Raw genomic sequence first — 14796 nt, 5'->3', positions numbered from 1 at the left:
GTGAATGAGAGTAACTTAAAGAATAGATTAAAAATAGTTTATGTCGTCTTTGCATTTGCTTTTGTAGCAATTCTTGTGAAGGCATTCCGCATTCAAGTTGTTGATCGCGGTCATTTATTGTCACAATCAAAAAAACAATTCTTCCGTGAACGCAAGGTTTTCCCAAGACGTGGTCATATCTATGATCGCAATGGGAATCCACTCGCAATTAACATAAGAACATACTCTCTTTTTACCATTCCAAAAAATATTAGAGATAAGAATGTCTTTAAGAAGTTAACGCAAATCATGCCAGAGGCCGAGATTGAAAATATTGGCTCTAAGGCAATGAAGCGAAACCGCTTTACTTGGATTGCAAGAAAGATCAACTTAACAGAAGAACAAGTTCATGCAATTAAAAAGCTCAAGGGTGTCTATATTGAAGAAATCCCAAAGCGTATTTATCCAAATCATGAATTAGCAGCGCAAACACTTGGCTTTGTTGGCCTTGACAATAATGGCCTTGCAGGAATAGAACACCGCTTTGATGATGAGCTTAGAGGTGAGCCACAAATTATAAAATACTTCAAAGACAATAAAGGAAGACCTGTTCGCTATGTGAGTCAAAATATTCCGACGGAAAGATCAAAAGATATCTACCTTTCTATTGATAAAGAAGTTCAGGCCGTTGCTGAGAAGGCCATAAAAGAGGCGGTCGAAAATGTCGAAGCGAAACGTGGTGGCGTTGGGGTTATGGACGCAGAAACTGGAGAAATCATTGCTGTTGCAAATTATCCTACTTTTGATCCAAACGATTTAGATGGATCTAGAAGTATTGACCGTAAGCTCTCTTTCATTTCAGATCCATTTGAGCCAGGTTCAACAATGAAAGTTATTACAGTAGCCTCGGCTCTTGAAAATAATGTTGTACGTCCGGATACAAATTACTACTGTGAACAAGGGCGCCTGAAAGTTGAAGATCATATAATTAAAGAAGCAGAGTCGAGAAAGAAATTTGAATGGTTATCTGTTGAAGAAATACTAATGCACTCTTCAAATATTGGAACGACAAAAATTGCATTTGACCTAACTTTTCCAAAACTAAAGTCAACTCTAACTAAGTTTAGAATTGGTGAGAAAACTGGAATTGAATTGCCTGCTGAGTCCCGTGGTATCTTTACCGACGATAAAAATGTTTCTCCTCTATCCTTAAGTAATATTAGTTTTGGTCAGGGAGTTGCAACGACAGGAATACAGATGCTTGCGGCATTTGCGGCCATCTCAAATGGTGGGAAATATGTTAAGCCTACAATTTTAAAAGTTGATGAATCTAATAAAACTGAAGCTGAACAGATTATCCCAGAAAAAGTTGCAAAATCACTTACGGATATGATGATTAAAACGGTTGAAGACGGAACAGCTCGTAATGGAAAAATTCCATATTTTAAAATTGCGGCCAAAACATCCACGGCACAAAGAGCTGATAATATGGGACGATATACAGGCTACATTCCTGGTTTCTTAGGTTTTCCAGTTGGCGTTAAAAAGAAGTTTGTCGTTTATGCCTATGTAGATAAGCCAGCAAAGGGAAAATCATATTATGGAAACTCTGTCGCTGGACCAGTGTTCAAGAAAGTCACAGAGTATTTATTGTATAAGAATAAAGAGTTTGAAGGTCTTGCAGAGAACGATCTATTTGAAAATGACATGGCCTTTGATTCTGTTAAAAGAGTTCATTCTGCTAAAAGATATACTGGTCGTGGACTAGTTCCTAACTTCGTAGGACTTGATAAGAAATCTGCTATGAAGCTTGCTCGAAAATTAGATATTGATCTTACTCATAGTGGTGTCGGGGTTGTTGATGAGCAATTACCGGAACCTGGAAGTGCATATACAAAAAACACTATCATTAAATTAAGATATGCCCCACCAACATATGAATAGCCTAATTTCAAAATACAACATTGTCACAGATCAATTTATTGATTTAACAGTCAATCTAGATCAAGCCAAAAAAGGTGATATTGTATTTTATCGTCTTTATGAAAACGAAAAATCAATTTCTCTCTTCAAGCAAAGATACGAAAAGGGAAATGCGGGTTTAGTAATAACAAATTTAGAAGTTGAAGGCCTTGATTGTCTTGTTGTTGAACTAGAAGACTTTTATCAATTACAAGAAGAGCTGGTAGAAGTTTTATATCCTTTAGACCGAGAAGTCTCATTAATTGGTGTCACTGGAACAAATGGCAAGTCTTCTGTAACTCACTTATGTCAATTAATCTTAAATCGAAATAATTTTAAAGCGTGTTGTATTGGCACTGTTGGTATCATTCGTGAAGATAAAGAGATTATGCCTTCATTATCAGCGACAACACCATCATATCTTGATTTGAGACGAGTTATATATCGATTAAACGATATTGATTATTTTTGTATTGAAGTTAGTTCTCACGCTCTAGAGCAAGGACGAGTTAAAGGAATGGACTTTAGCTCAATAGGTTGGACTAACCTGACACAAGATCATCTAGACTATCATGGGACAATGGAAGCTTATTTCAATGCTAAGGCAAAGCTTCTTAATTATTGTGAAAATGAAGTAATTATTCCAAGTTCACAGGCGGAATATTTTAAAGATAAAATTAAATATAAAGTTGCTCCCCATGTTGATAATAAATACGGTGAAGAATTTAACCTCAGTTATAATAAAGATAATCTTGATTTAGCTTTTGCCCTTTGTGATGAAGCTGTTGGTGAAGAATTAAATCGAGAAATAAAACTAGAGCTACCTAAAGGTCGTTTTAATTTAATAAGAGACCAGGAAAATATTTATATCATTGATTACGCTCATACACCTGATGCATTAATAAATATTTGTCGTGAGACTAAGTCATTATTTAAGAACCATCATTTAATCACAATTTTTGGATGTGGTGGTGATCGTGATAGAACCAAAAGGCCTCTGATGTTACAAGCGGCTCTCGAGTATAGTGACAGCGTCGTGGTCACTAGTGATAATCCTAGATTTGAAGACCCTGAAAGAATTATTGAAGATATTCTTAAAGATAATAGTAATGATGTTGATGTTATTGTTAGCCGAGAAGATGCAATTAAAAATTATGTAAAAAGATATAAAGATCCTACTGCCGTTATTATTGCAGGTAAAGGTCATGAAGAGTACCAGGATGTAAATGGAGTGAAGTCTTTCTTTAGTGATATTGAAATAGTGAAAAAGGCAATTGAAGTATTATGAAGATAACAGATTTAAAAAACATTAATGGTTTAATAAAAATAATCGGTACGGTAAGTGAAGATGAAATATCTTTATCGACAAATTCTAAGATGCCAAATGGTGAAAACTTATTTGTCGCGCTAAAGGGCGACAGGTTTGATGCTTATAACTTTATTGAGGATGCTATCTCAAATAAGGCAAAGGCTTTTGTCGTTACCAATGAAGAAGGGCGAGAGGAAAAGCTTAAGTCTTTATATGAAAGAGATAATGAGCTTATCTTCTTTCTTGTAAATGATAGCCTTAAATTTCTACAAGAAGCCGCAAAGTTTCGTATTCAAGAATGGAAAAATAAAGATGGTATCGTCTTTGGTCTTACTGGTTCTAATGGTAAGACTACAACAAAAGAGATCCTTTTTTCTTTGGCCAAGAGTTTCTTAAACGATGCTGTTGTTTGTACTCAAGGTAATTTAAATAATCATATTGGAGTACCACTTACAATATTCTCACTAAAAGACGAACATAAGTTTGCCATTATTGAGATGGGGACAAATCACTTTGGTGAGATTGAAACGCTCTGTGAAATTGCACAGCCTGACTTTGGTTATATAACTAATATCGGTCATGCCCATACCGAATTTTTAGAAAATCTTGATGGCGTTTTAAAAGAGAAGTCTGCTTTATATCGTTGGGTTTTAAAAAATGGTGTTAAATTTTATCTGAATTGTGAAGATGCCAAACTAGCAACTCTTGCGCAAGACGATAAAGTTGTGCTCGTAAATAAAGAGGTCGTACATCCTTTTGAAAGTGATATTATTAAAGAGTCATATAATCAATGGAATATTCAGGCTTCAGCTTTCATCCTAGAAAATATCTTTTCAGTGTCTTTGGCCCATGAATTGAAATCAGTACGTCTACCTAAGAATAAAAGAGCACAGTGGATTGATGTTGATAACACAAAGATATATTTAGATGCCTACAATGCAAATCCTACCTCAATGAATCTTGCGATAAGAGAATTTGCAAAAAATGTACCTAGCGATAAGAAGGTTCTTTTTGTTCTGGGTGATATGAATGAATTAGGTAGTGAAACACAAAAACATCACGAAGATATTTCAAATGTATTAAATTCTGTTAACGCAAAGCACGCTTTTTTTATTGGTCAATACTCTCAATATTATAAGAATACCTTTAAAGGTGAGGCTGAAATATATAAAAATCTTGATGATCTTTGCACAAAGTGGTTATCGGTATTAAATTCGTACGATTATATCTTTTTAAAAGCTTCTCGTTCTTTACAACTAGAGAGGCTAATAGATATAACTATGTAATATAATTTAAAACACGGATAATTACATGTTGTATCATTTCCTATATCCCTTAAGGGATGAATTCTTTGCATTTAATATTTTTAAATACATCACATTTAGAACAGTTGTGGCGTTTTTGTTGGCGACGGTGATCTCAATTATTTGGGGGAAGTATTTCATCGGCTTCATGCAGCGAAAACAATTCGGACAAGTTATTCGTGATGATGGGCCAGAATCTCATTTAAAAAAGGCCGGTACTCCAACAATGGGTGGAGTATTTATTTTAGGAACAATTCTTCTAACCCTACTTATAACAGGGAATTTCAATTCAATTCCTGTTCTAATCACTTGCGGAGTTACAGCATCATATTTTGTTTTAGGCTTCATCGATGATTACGCAAAAATTTCTAAAGGAAATACAAAGGGTGTGTCCGCTAAAGGTAAATTACTTTGGCAATTTGTGACAGGCTTAATTGCTGTCTATGCCATGGTTCACTTCGGTGTGATTGATACTCAACTTTTTGTACCATTTGTAAAAGGGCCAGTATTTAACTTAGGCATGTTATTTGTCTTATTTGGTGCAATTGTTATCGTTGGATCTAGTAATGCTGTTAATTTAACAGATGGACTAGATGGATTGGCAATTGGTCCAATTATTACTTCTGCTGCAACTCTAGGATTTATTGGTTATGCCACGGGGCACAGTGAAATCGCTTCATATCTTTTTGTGCCATATGTTGAAAATGTTGGTGAATTGGCCGTAATTGGTGCTGCAATCGTCGGTGCAGGCGTTGGTTTTTTATGGTATAACACATATCCAGCTCAGATATTTATGGGTGACGTGGGGTCCCTTGCCTTAGGTGGTACACTAGGGACGATGGCCGTTTTAACGAGAAGTGAATTACTTTTTGTCATTATTGGTGGTGTTTTTGTTGCTGAAGCTGTTTCAGTAATATTACAAGTTGGTTCTTATAAAACTCGTAAAAAGAGAATTTTTAAGATGGCACCGATCCATCATCATTTTGAGTTGATGGGATGGGCCGAACCGAAAGTTATTGTTAGATTTTGGATTATAAGTATATTTTTAGCGATTCTTGCTATCGCTACTTTAAAAATGAGGTAATAAATGGAGAGATTTAGAAACAAGAATATCCTAATCGTTGGTATTGGAAAAACTGGTTTCAAGCTCATCAATTTCTTTAACCGTCTTGAGTGTAATATTAGAGTTACTGATATCAAGCCGATTTTTGATTTAAATAAGGCCGTAAAAAAGCTACGTAAAATTAAGCCAGCAGTTGAAATGACTTTTGGTGAACATTTAGATGATGACTTTTTAAATGCTGACGTTGTTGTTTATTCAAGTGCAGTAGATCCAAACCTACCTCAGCTTGAATTAGCAAGAAGAGAAGGTAAGCAGGTTTATTCTGAATTTGCACTTGGTAATACTCTTTGTCGCAAGCCTATTATTGCTGTTTGTGGATCACATGGTCGTACAACTGTAGCACATATGATTGGTTTCACACTGAGACAAGATGGTAAAAATGTATTCGTAGGTGGTACAAGTGATAGTCCATTTATTGAATACTCAATGCTACCTAATAAAGATGAAATCGATTACGTTGTTGTTGAGGTTTCTGCCGTTCAAATGAGAAAACTTGATGACTTCCACCCTAAGATGGTTGTCTTTACTGATATTGCTGACACTTATCCACAGAATCATTTCACTTCTATGGGTGAGTATATGGAGACTAAGCTTAGTATTATTAAGACTCTTTCTCCAGATGATACTCTTATTGTTAACTTTGATAAGCTTGCAAATAATAGCTTCTTTAGAAATGCTAATTGCCAAACTTATTGGTACTCAAGAAGATCATTCGTTAAGCTTGGTGTAATGGAAGAGATTCAAGGAACGCATTTCCACGATCGTCGAATCCACTCAAATATTTCATACCATTCAGAATTTACAGTGAAGAAGATGAGAATCATTGGTCAAAATAACCGTGAAAACTTACTTGCTGCAATTACGGCATGTAAGGCCCTTGATCTTTCAGATGAAGCAATTCAAACATGTGTAACAAAGTTCCCAGGAATTCCACATCGAATTGAATTCTTAATGGAAAAGAATGGCGTTAACTTCTATAACGATTCAAAAGCAACTGATATGAAGACTCTTTGTGAAACAACAAAGTCTTTCAAAACTCCTGTGATTCTAATTGCAGGTGGTAAAGACATGGAAGAACTTGAGTACGAGCAATTCAGTGATGAGTTATGTTCAACTACTCGTATTATCGTTCTAGTAGGTGAAGCAAAAGAGCGTATGAATCGTGCTCTTGGCGAGCATCCACAAACTTTCATTGTTGGTTCATTTGAAGAGTCAGTTCTCTTTGCTTATCAAAAATCGAGAACTGGTGATACGATTATTCTTTCACCGGGGAATCCTGCAACAGACTTCTTTAGAGATTATGAGGAAAGAGGAAACTACTTCAAAAAACTAGTATATCAATTATAATTGTTTCAAATGCCTGCTTTATGCAGGCATTTTTTTTAGCACTAATACAGAACAAGTACACAGGCATATGATGACTGCATGAAAGTTGTCTTATTCTTTATCTTCGTCAGTATTATTACCTCTCACATTAAGGCCAATGAGTTCACGCATGATTGTCGTGAAGTCGTTGAGAAACGTTTATCTAAAATGAATCAATACCGCTTTAGAAAGCAGTGTGAACAGATTACTTCTTCCTATCAGCTAAATTGTATTACCGATGTCTTGAATACGAGAAGGGCCATTAGTCTTGTTGAATTTAATGCATGCACTTATGTGAAATCCTCTGTGGGACTTGAGGCCGTACGAGAGATTACAAGTTATTATAATTCACAGGTAAATAGCTTACATGTGACTCTTGCTGCGCTCGTTAAGAATAGAGGAGAGAAAGCATGTCTTTCACATATCGTACATCATGAAGGGATTACGCCACTTAATGTATATAATTGTTTTGAAAATCGAAAGATCGACTCTCTTCGTACTTTTGCTCAAATGTATATAAAGTAGGGTAACGCTGCACAGCTTCTTTATTTTCTAATGCATCGAATAGCAAATTCATATATGATAAATATATGAACTCATTGGAAAACACGGATCGTTTTGGCAAATTCTTCTTAATCATTACTTCAATTATTGTCGCATTTGGCGTGGTAATGGTTTATTCGTCATCGTATATGTTTTCAAAAGAAGTGTATGGAACAAGTTTACACTTTTTCTCAAGGCAAATTTTCTTCGCTCTTTTTGGAATAGGATTGGCCTTTATCGTCTCTAAGACTAAATATCAATTTTGGTATAAATTTTCATTTCATCTCAATATTGTAATCGGTTTTCTACTTATATTAACTTTTATCCCTGGACTTGGTGTTATCGCTAAAGGTGCAAATCGCTGGATCAATATTGGAGTGGGATCACTTCAGCCCGGAGAATTTGCTAAATACTCAACTCTTATGCTTTCTCTCTTTTTCTTTGAAAGTTATGAAAAGCTAGATCTTAAAAACCGTTTAAAATTCGCTGCCAATATTTTCTTCGTTTTATTGCTTCTTATTTTACAACCAGACTTTGGAACATTCTTTATCTGCGCCTTAGGAATCGGTTTTACATGTTTCATTTCAAATTTTAATCGTAAATACTTTTATATCTTGGCCTCAGTCGGAACAGTTCTTTCCGGTCTTATTCTTATTGCGCAACCTTATCGAGTAAAAAGGTTAATGGCCTTTCTTGATCCTTGGGCAAACCCTAGGGGAAGTGGATTTCAGGTTATTCAGTCATGGATTGGTTTTGCCAATGGTGGCTTTTTCGGTAAAGGGATTGGAAATAGTTTAGAAAAATTATTCTTCTTACCAGAGGCGCATAACGATTTTATCTTTTCTGTCATTGGAGAAGAATTTGGTTTTCTAGGTGTTATCGCATTTGTTGGCCTTTTTATGGCCTTTACTCATTTCGGTTTTAGACTTGCTCTTTCATTAAAAGATGTCATTGCAAGAAAGATGGTAACTTCAATTGTTTTCATTATCTGTGTTCAAGCATGTCTAAATATGGGAGTTGTTCTTGGACTACTTCCAACAAAAGGTCTTAACCTTCCGTTTGTAAGTTATGGTGGATCATCACTTCTATCAAACTTAATTGCCATAGGTGTTATTTTCTCTTGTGTGTCACGTCAACACACTGATAATGCTCAAAAGCCGTTTTTTTCTCAACAATAGCTCATAGATAGGCTAAATTTATGAGAGAAATTATTTTAAAGGATTAGAAATGAATATTAATATTCAAGATATCTCAGTTCATTTTATTGGGATTGGTGGTATCGGTATGAGTGGTATCGCTGAGATTTTACTTTCACTTGGCTACAAAGTAACAGGCTCTGATATTAGTGACTCGGCCAATGTTGTTCGTCTAAGAGAGTTGGGAGCACAAGTTTATATTGGTCATAATAGAGAGAACATAACAGATGAAACGACAGTTGTTGTTTATTCTTCAGCGGTAAATGATACTAATCCAGAGATGCAACAGGCCCGCGATAATCAGGTACCAATTATGAGAAGAGCAGAAATGCTAGCAGAGCTCATGAGACTTAAGCGTGGAATTGCAATTGGTGGAACTCACGGGAAGACAACGACAACAAGTTTTCTTGCGACGATTCTTCAAGCAAGTAACTATGAACCTACATATATTATCGGTGGAATTGTATCGAATCTTGCTGGTCATGCAAAAGTTGGTACAGGGGAATATCTTGTAGCAGAAGCAGATGAGTCTGACGGATCTTTTCTAATGCTTAATCCTATTATGTCAGTAGTTACGAATATTGATCTGGATCACATGGATCATTATGGAAGTGAAGACATTCTTATGGCAAGCTTTGAAGAATTCATTAACAAGGTTCCTTTTTATGGACTGTCATCTTTAAATGCAGATGATGATCGCTTAATGAGTCTTGTTCCTTTTATTAAAAAACCAATTGTTACTTTTGGTATTAAAAATGAAGCTGATTATCAAGCAACTAATATAACAATGGATGGTCTAAGTTCAGAGTTTGATTTAATCGTAGGTCCTGAGAACTTAGGACGTATTAAAATTAATCTACCTGGAAAGCATAATATTTTGAATGCTCTAGGTGCAATTTCTATTGCTCATAAAATGGGTGTACCAGTTGAAATGATTCAAAGCTCTATTAGAAGCTTTGAGAATGTTGGACGTCGTTTTCAGCTTCTTTATAAAAATGACAAAATTGAAATCTTAGATGATTACGGACATCACCCAACAGAGATTTCTTCCACACTTGGTACTTTAAAAGAGATTCGAGATCACAAAAAAATTGCAATTTTCGAACCACACCGTTTTTCGCGAACAAAAGATTGTTGGAATGAATTTCTACACTGCTTTAACGATGTTGACGAACTTTACATGTGTCCAATATATCCAGCAAGTGAAGAGCCAATAGCAGGTATTACTTCAGAAAGATTAGTAGAAGATATCAATCGTCTACATCCAGGTCTTGCTAAGAATATAGAATTAAAAGATTTAGATTCAATTATTAAGTCGAATGAAAAAGCAACTATTATGACTCTTGGTGCTGGTTCAATTGGTCGTGTTATCAGAGAGTGGGTTCTTGATAATGACAGAAATGAATAATCTTAAGTTATTACTTAAAGACATTTCAGATATTGAAGTTGAAATCAGAAAGGATCTTTCTCGCTATTCAACGATGAAAGTAAAGTCCTTTGGTAATTTAATTACTATAAAAAGTGTTAACGCCTTAAAGTCTGTTGTTAAAAAATTAAGTGATAATGGTATGACTTATCATTTGCTTGGTTTAGGTGCGAATCAACTATTAAATGAAGAAATAAAGAGGCCAATAATTCATTTAGATTTTTCATATGATAAGACTATATTTGATTCATATCATGACTCTTATATTTTACCCGCATCTATAAAGCTTTCAACTCTAACTTCTCATGCTTCGAAATTTGGAAACAAACGTTGGGAAGTCATTACGGGAATCCCGGCCACTTTAGGGGGCGCTGTTTTTATGAATGCAGGAACAGGTCTGGGCTGGATAAATGAGATCGTAAAGCGCGTCTGGTATATTGATAAAGAAGGCACTGAGCATATCTATGAAGTAGATGAAAGTAGTTTCTCATACAGGCAGAATAATTTTTTAAGGCCAGGTGATGTTGTTTACCAGGTTGAATTAGTTAGTCATGGACAAGATCCGGAACTTGGGAAAAAAATTAGAGATTATTTATTGGTTAGAAATAAAACACAACCTTTACGAGAAAAAACCTGTGGTAGTGTCTTTAAAAACATCACAAATAAAGAGCGAACTTGCACTGCTGGACGATTTGTTGATATACTAAATTTAAAGGGACTACAAGTTGGTGGTGTTAGAGTTAGCAATCTTCATGGAAATTTTATGGAAAATTTTAATGAGGCAAGCGCTTCTGATGTTAAAGAGCTGATAAAACTAGTCCAAGATGAATTACTACTCCAGTATGGATTAAGATTCGAACCAGAAGTCAGGATAGACAACTAATGAAAAAAGTATTTGGTATTATAACTTTCTTAATGATGAGCACGTCGATACTTGCGACATCACGTCCAATGGAGAAAATCAAATACAAAACGGCTTTTGGTAAATGTCCTTCTCGTGCAGCGGGAACCCTAACTCTTAAACTCGTAAAAGATTTCGAAAAAAATAGTTCATTACGAAGTATGAAGAACTTAATTGATCACGATAAGTTAAAAGAAAAACATTTCTTATCTGATTACACTATCAAGTACGATCCACTTCAAGGAATGCTAAATTTTATATACGAATGTCCATCTCCTCTTATGAAAGTACAAATTTATAAAGAGAATGGAATGGAATCTTATGAGGCGATTCTTGTTGAAAATGGTCAACTATTTGACCCAACTTATGAAATACTTCTTAGAACAGAAAAGAAGTTGAGTTACTCACTACCTTATCTTGCTATTCCAGTAGGAGAGATGGATAAGGACGTTCAAAGAAAAATAACGAAGATTGTCTCAGGACTTGATCTAGTATTTAGAAAACTAATTTCAGAAGTTATTGTTAGTGATAATAAAGAATTAACAATGATTTTATCGATTAAAGGCAAGCCATCAAGTGTCTTTATGGGTAAAGATGAATGGCCTCTAAAGGTTGATAAACTTACTCAGATTATTAGTTACATGAATAAGAAAAAGAAAGTTCCATCTGTAATTAATATTACAAATTCCAAAAAAGTTGTTGTCAAGTTCAACGACTAATCCTAAAATTTCATTATACACGGTAAAAATTGCCGTATTATTTCTTGAAAAAAAGCAGAATGATTCTGTAAGAAAAAACTAGAGAAAGGATTCTCAATGAAAGAAAAAAACATCGTAGTCGGTCTAGACGTAGGTACAACTAAAGTTTGTACAATTGTCGGAATTCAAAATAGCTCAAATACACAAACAACTATTTCTAATCCTTGTGAATTAGAAATCATTGGTATTGGTACACATCCAAGCCATGGCCTTAAAAAAGGTAGTGTTGTTAATATCGATAAAACAGTTCGCTCAATTCAAAACTCATTAGAAGAAGCGAGACTTATGGCCGGAGTTGATATCCATAGTGCTACTATTGGTATTGCTGGAAGCCATATTTATAGTTTCAATAGTTCAGGGGTCGTTGCTGTTAAGGGTAATGAAATCTCGGAAGATGATGTTGAAAGAGTATTAGAGGCTGCAAAAGCGGTCGTAATGCCAAGTGATCGTGAGATTATTCACGTTATCGCTCAAGAATACAAAGTAGATAATACAACAGGAATTAAAAACCCTATTGGAATGTGTGGTACTCGCCTAGAGGCACATGTACATATTGTTACGGGATCAATTTCATTAATTCAAAACCTTGTTAAATGTGTTGAGCATACAGGTGTTAAAGTTGAAAACGTAACACTTCAACCGATTGCTTCATCGGAATCAGTTCTTTCTCCTGAAGAAAGAGAAATGGGAACTCTTCTAGTTGATATTGGTGGTGGGACTACAGATCTTGCACTTTGGAAAGATGGTGCTCTTGTTCACACTCAGGTTATTCCAGTTGGCGGTAATCATTTTACTAATGACTTAGCGGTAGCTTTGAAAGTTCCTCACGCAGAAGCAGAAAGAATTAAAATTAATCATGGATCTGTTTTACCAGAACAAGTAAATCAGTCAGCGCATATTACAGTTCAAGGTATCTCTGGAACTAAGCCACGTGAAGTTCAATTAAATACTGTGGCCAATGTTCTTGGAGCTAGAGCTGAAGAATTATTTGATCTAATTAAAAATATTATTAAAGAAAAGAACCTGGGCGAAGACATCAGTGGTGGTGTTGTTCTTACAGGTGGTGGTGCAATGATTAAGGGTATGCCAGAGATTGGTGAGTACCTTCTTGATCGTCCATTAAAAATTGGTTATCCAATCGCATTTGGCGGGATGACAAACATAATGCAAAATCCAAAGTTTTCAACAGTGCTTGGACTTCTTCTTGAAGCTACTAAAGGTAAAGAAGTGGATGCGGAAGTTGAAGAAGATATTAATCAAATCGATATTGTCGGGAAGTTATCCGGATCGATTAAATCAGTATTTAGAGAAATTTTTTAAATAAGGGGGAACTTATGTTCGAAATTTCTGATAACAATGAATTAAAATTAACTGAAGGCGCGAAGATTCGCGTAGTTGGTGTCGGTGGCGGTGGATGTAATGCCGTAAACACTATGATCAAGGCTGGACTTACTGGTGTTGAGTATATTGTTGCCAACACAGATTCGCAGGCTTTATCTGTAAACCTTGCACCAACAAAAGTTCAACTTGGAGTTGAATTAACAAAAGGTCTAGGTGCTGGTGCAAATCCAGAAGTTGGTCGCAAAGCTGCTCTTGATGAGTATGAAATGTTAAGCCAAGTACTAGAAGGTTCAGATATGGTTTTCATTACTGCTGGTATGGGTGGTGGAACAGGTACTGGTGCAGCACCTGTTATTGCAAAACTAGCAAGAGAGCTTGGAGCTTTAACTGTTGGTGTTGTAACTAAGCCATTTATCTTTGAAGGTAGAAAGAGAATGAGACATGCCAAAACTGGTATTCAAACTCTTGAGGAAAATGTTGATTCACTAATCACAATTCCAAATCAAAGACTTCTTCAATTGGCAGGTGAGAGTTTATCTCTTGTTGAGACTTTCATGAAAGCAGATGAAGTACTACTTAATGCGGTTAGAGGTATCTCTGACCTAATTAATACAACAGGACATATTAATGCTGACTTTGCAGACGTGTCGACTGTTATGTCTAATAAAGGTTTAGCACTAATGGGAACAGGGCTATGTTCTGGACCAGATAGAGCAATTAAAGCTGCTAATGAAGCAATTTCTTCACCACTTCTTGAAGATATTTCAATCGATGGTGCAACTGGAATTATCATCAACATTACTGGTGGTTCTGGAATGACTATGCATGAAGTAAATGAAGCAGCTACTTTAATTATGGAAGCAGCTGATGAAGATGCTGAAGTTATCTTTGGATCAGTTGTAGATGAAGAATTAGAAGACGATATCAAGGTTACTGTAATTGCTACAGGTCTTGGTGGTGAAGACTCATCAACTAGAGTTGCTCCTCAACAAGAAATGAGAAGACCTGTTCAAACAGAAGCTCCACAAACATTTGCTAAGCCAATTGTTGAAGAGAGAACTGTTGAAGTAAAGCAAGAACAGAAAGTCGAGCAACCTATTGAGCACAGAACTGAAACAATTTCTCGTCCAGCTTACTATGAATCAACTCCACAACAAGATGAAAATCTTGATGCAATGAGAGAGATTCAAATGGAAGCTCAACGTGAATCAGTTAACTACGAAACTCAAGTTGAAGAAAAACAACAATTGAGATCGAATGGGTTTGATGGAGACACAACTGATACTTCAAGTCGTCCAAGCTTAACAGATTCAATTCGTGAGGCAGCTTCTCAATATGAAGCTTCAAAATCAGAAGTTGATCCTTGGGCAAATGAAAAAGCATTAACTGGTAATAATTCAAATGCTGAAAAGTCAGAGCGTCCTAAGTCAATTGCTGAGAAATTGGGATTTATTAACTTTGATGAAGAAGAACTAGATACTCCATCTTATTTAAGAAAAGATGAAGGTCAAAATACATCAAATGAAACTTTTCGCCAATTAGAGCGATAGGATTCCCCCGAGTATATTGATGGCAACATCAAAAAAAGG

The 14796-nt window shown here is 35.5% G+C and carries 11 protein-coding genes and 1 pseudogene; all 12 read left to right on the top strand.

Going from position 1 to position 14796, the window contains the following annotated elements; genetic code table 11:
* On the top strand, positions 1–1923 hold the full coding sequence (locus VCM44_RS00760; protein ID WP_334677771.1) for a penicillin-binding protein: 1923 nt from the start codon (positions 1–3) through the stop codon (positions 1921–1923).
* Positions 1916–3229 (top strand): Mur ligase family protein, encoded by a 1314-nt coding sequence (locus VCM44_RS00755; RefSeq protein WP_334677770.1) that lies wholly within the window; start codon positions 1916–1918, stop codon positions 3227–3229. Before VCM44_RS00760 ends, VCM44_RS00755 begins: the two co-directional genes overlap by 8 nt.
* Positions 3226–4536 (top strand): UDP-N-acetylmuramoyl-tripeptide--D-alanyl-D-alanine ligase, encoded by a 1311-nt coding sequence (locus VCM44_RS00750; RefSeq protein WP_334677769.1) that lies wholly within the window; start codon positions 3226–3228, stop codon positions 4534–4536. Before VCM44_RS00755 ends, VCM44_RS00750 begins: the two co-directional genes overlap by 4 nt.
* A 25-nt stretch (positions 4537–4561) precedes the next feature.
* Positions 4562–5638 carry a phospho-N-acetylmuramoyl-pentapeptide-transferase gene (gene mraY, locus VCM44_RS00745; RefSeq protein WP_114706081.1) on the top strand — a complete coding sequence of 359 codons (1077 nt, stop codon included), beginning with the start codon at positions 4562–4564 and terminating at the stop codon, positions 5636–5638.
* Positions 5639–5641: 3 nt separating this feature from the next.
* Positions 5642–7024: a UDP-N-acetylmuramoyl-L-alanine--D-glutamate ligase gene (murD, locus tag VCM44_RS00740; RefSeq protein WP_114706082.1), complete on the top strand. Its 1383-nt coding sequence runs from the start codon at positions 5642–5644 to the stop codon at positions 7022–7024.
* A 78-nt stretch (positions 7025–7102) separates the two neighbouring features.
* Entirely contained in the window at positions 7103–7567 is a 465-nt protein-coding gene (locus VCM44_RS00735) for a hypothetical protein (RefSeq protein ID WP_114706083.1), read from the top strand.
* Between the two features lie 65 nt (positions 7568–7632).
* On the top strand, positions 7633–8763 hold the full coding sequence (gene ftsW, locus VCM44_RS00730) for a putative lipid II flippase FtsW (protein WP_114706084.1): 1131 nt from the start codon (positions 7633–7635) through the stop codon (positions 8761–8763).
* 49 nt (positions 8764–8812) lie between these two features.
* Positions 8813–10189, top strand: a complete 1377-nt coding sequence (murC, locus tag VCM44_RS00725; RefSeq protein WP_114706085.1) for a UDP-N-acetylmuramate--L-alanine ligase — start codon at positions 8813–8815, stop codon at positions 10187–10189.
* Positions 10182–11090, top strand: coding sequence for a UDP-N-acetylmuramate dehydrogenase (murB, locus tag VCM44_RS00720; RefSeq protein WP_158536792.1), 909 nt, complete (start codon positions 10182–10184; stop codon positions 11088–11090). Before murC ends, murB begins: the two co-directional genes overlap by 8 nt.
* Positions 11090–11827 (top strand): hypothetical protein, encoded by a 738-nt coding sequence (locus tag VCM44_RS00715; RefSeq protein WP_114706087.1) that lies wholly within the window; start codon positions 11090–11092, stop codon positions 11825–11827. Before murB ends, VCM44_RS00715 begins: the two co-directional genes overlap by 1 nt.
* 96 nt (positions 11828–11923) lie before the next feature.
* Positions 11924–13186: a cell division protein FtsA gene (gene ftsA, locus VCM44_RS00710; protein WP_114706088.1), complete on the top strand. Its 1263-nt coding sequence runs from the start codon at positions 11924–11926 to the stop codon at positions 13184–13186.
* 14 nt (positions 13187–13200) lie between these two features.
* Positions 13201–14331: pseudogene (ftsZ, locus tag VCM44_RS00705) on the top strand (cell division protein FtsZ); the annotation flags it as partial.
* Positions 14332–14796: the final 465 nt, after the last annotated feature.

This window comes from Halobacteriovorax sp. DPLXC-1, from assembly GCF_036903125.1.
GTDB lineage: Bacteria > Bdellovibrionota > Bacteriovoracia > Bacteriovoracales > Bacteriovoracaceae > Halobacteriovorax_A > Halobacteriovorax_A vibrionivorans.
The sequence above is the reverse complement of the archived record's forward strand: the minus strand, read 5'-3'. Positions and strand labels throughout refer to the sequence as shown.

What these genes read in the sequence shown, in the direction of transcription:
- VCM44_RS00715 (WP_114706087.1), top strand. Translation starts at nt 11,090, where the DNA reads ATGAAAAAAGTATTTGGTATTATAACTTTCTTAATGATGAGCACGTCG.
- murD (WP_114706082.1), top strand. Translation starts at nt 5,642, where the DNA reads ATGGAGAGATTTAGAAACAAGAATATCCTAATCGTTGGTATTGGAAAA.
- murC (WP_114706085.1), top strand. Translation starts at nt 8,813, where the DNA reads ATGAATATTAATATTCAAGATATCTCAGTTCATTTTATTGGGATTGGT.
- VCM44_RS00735 (WP_114706083.1), top strand. Translation starts at nt 7,103, where the DNA reads ATGAAAGTTGTCTTATTCTTTATCTTCGTCAGTATTATTACCTCTCAC.
- mraY (WP_114706081.1), top strand. Translation starts at nt 4,562, where the DNA reads ATGTTGTATCATTTCCTATATCCCTTAAGGGATGAATTCTTTGCATTT.
- murB (WP_158536792.1), top strand. Translation starts at nt 10,182, where the DNA reads ATGAATAATCTTAAGTTATTACTTAAAGACATTTCAGATATTGAAGTT.
- VCM44_RS00755 (WP_334677770.1), top strand. Translation starts at nt 1,916, where the DNA reads ATGAATAGCCTAATTTCAAAATACAACATTGTCACAGATCAATTTATT.
- ftsW (WP_114706084.1), top strand. Translation starts at nt 7,633, where the DNA reads ATGAACTCATTGGAAAACACGGATCGTTTTGGCAAATTCTTCTTAATC.
- ftsA (WP_114706088.1), top strand. Translation starts at nt 11,924, where the DNA reads ATGAAAGAAAAAAACATCGTAGTCGGTCTAGACGTAGGTACAACTAAA.
- VCM44_RS00750 (WP_334677769.1), top strand. Translation starts at nt 3,226, where the DNA reads ATGAAGATAACAGATTTAAAAAACATTAATGGTTTAATAAAAATAATC.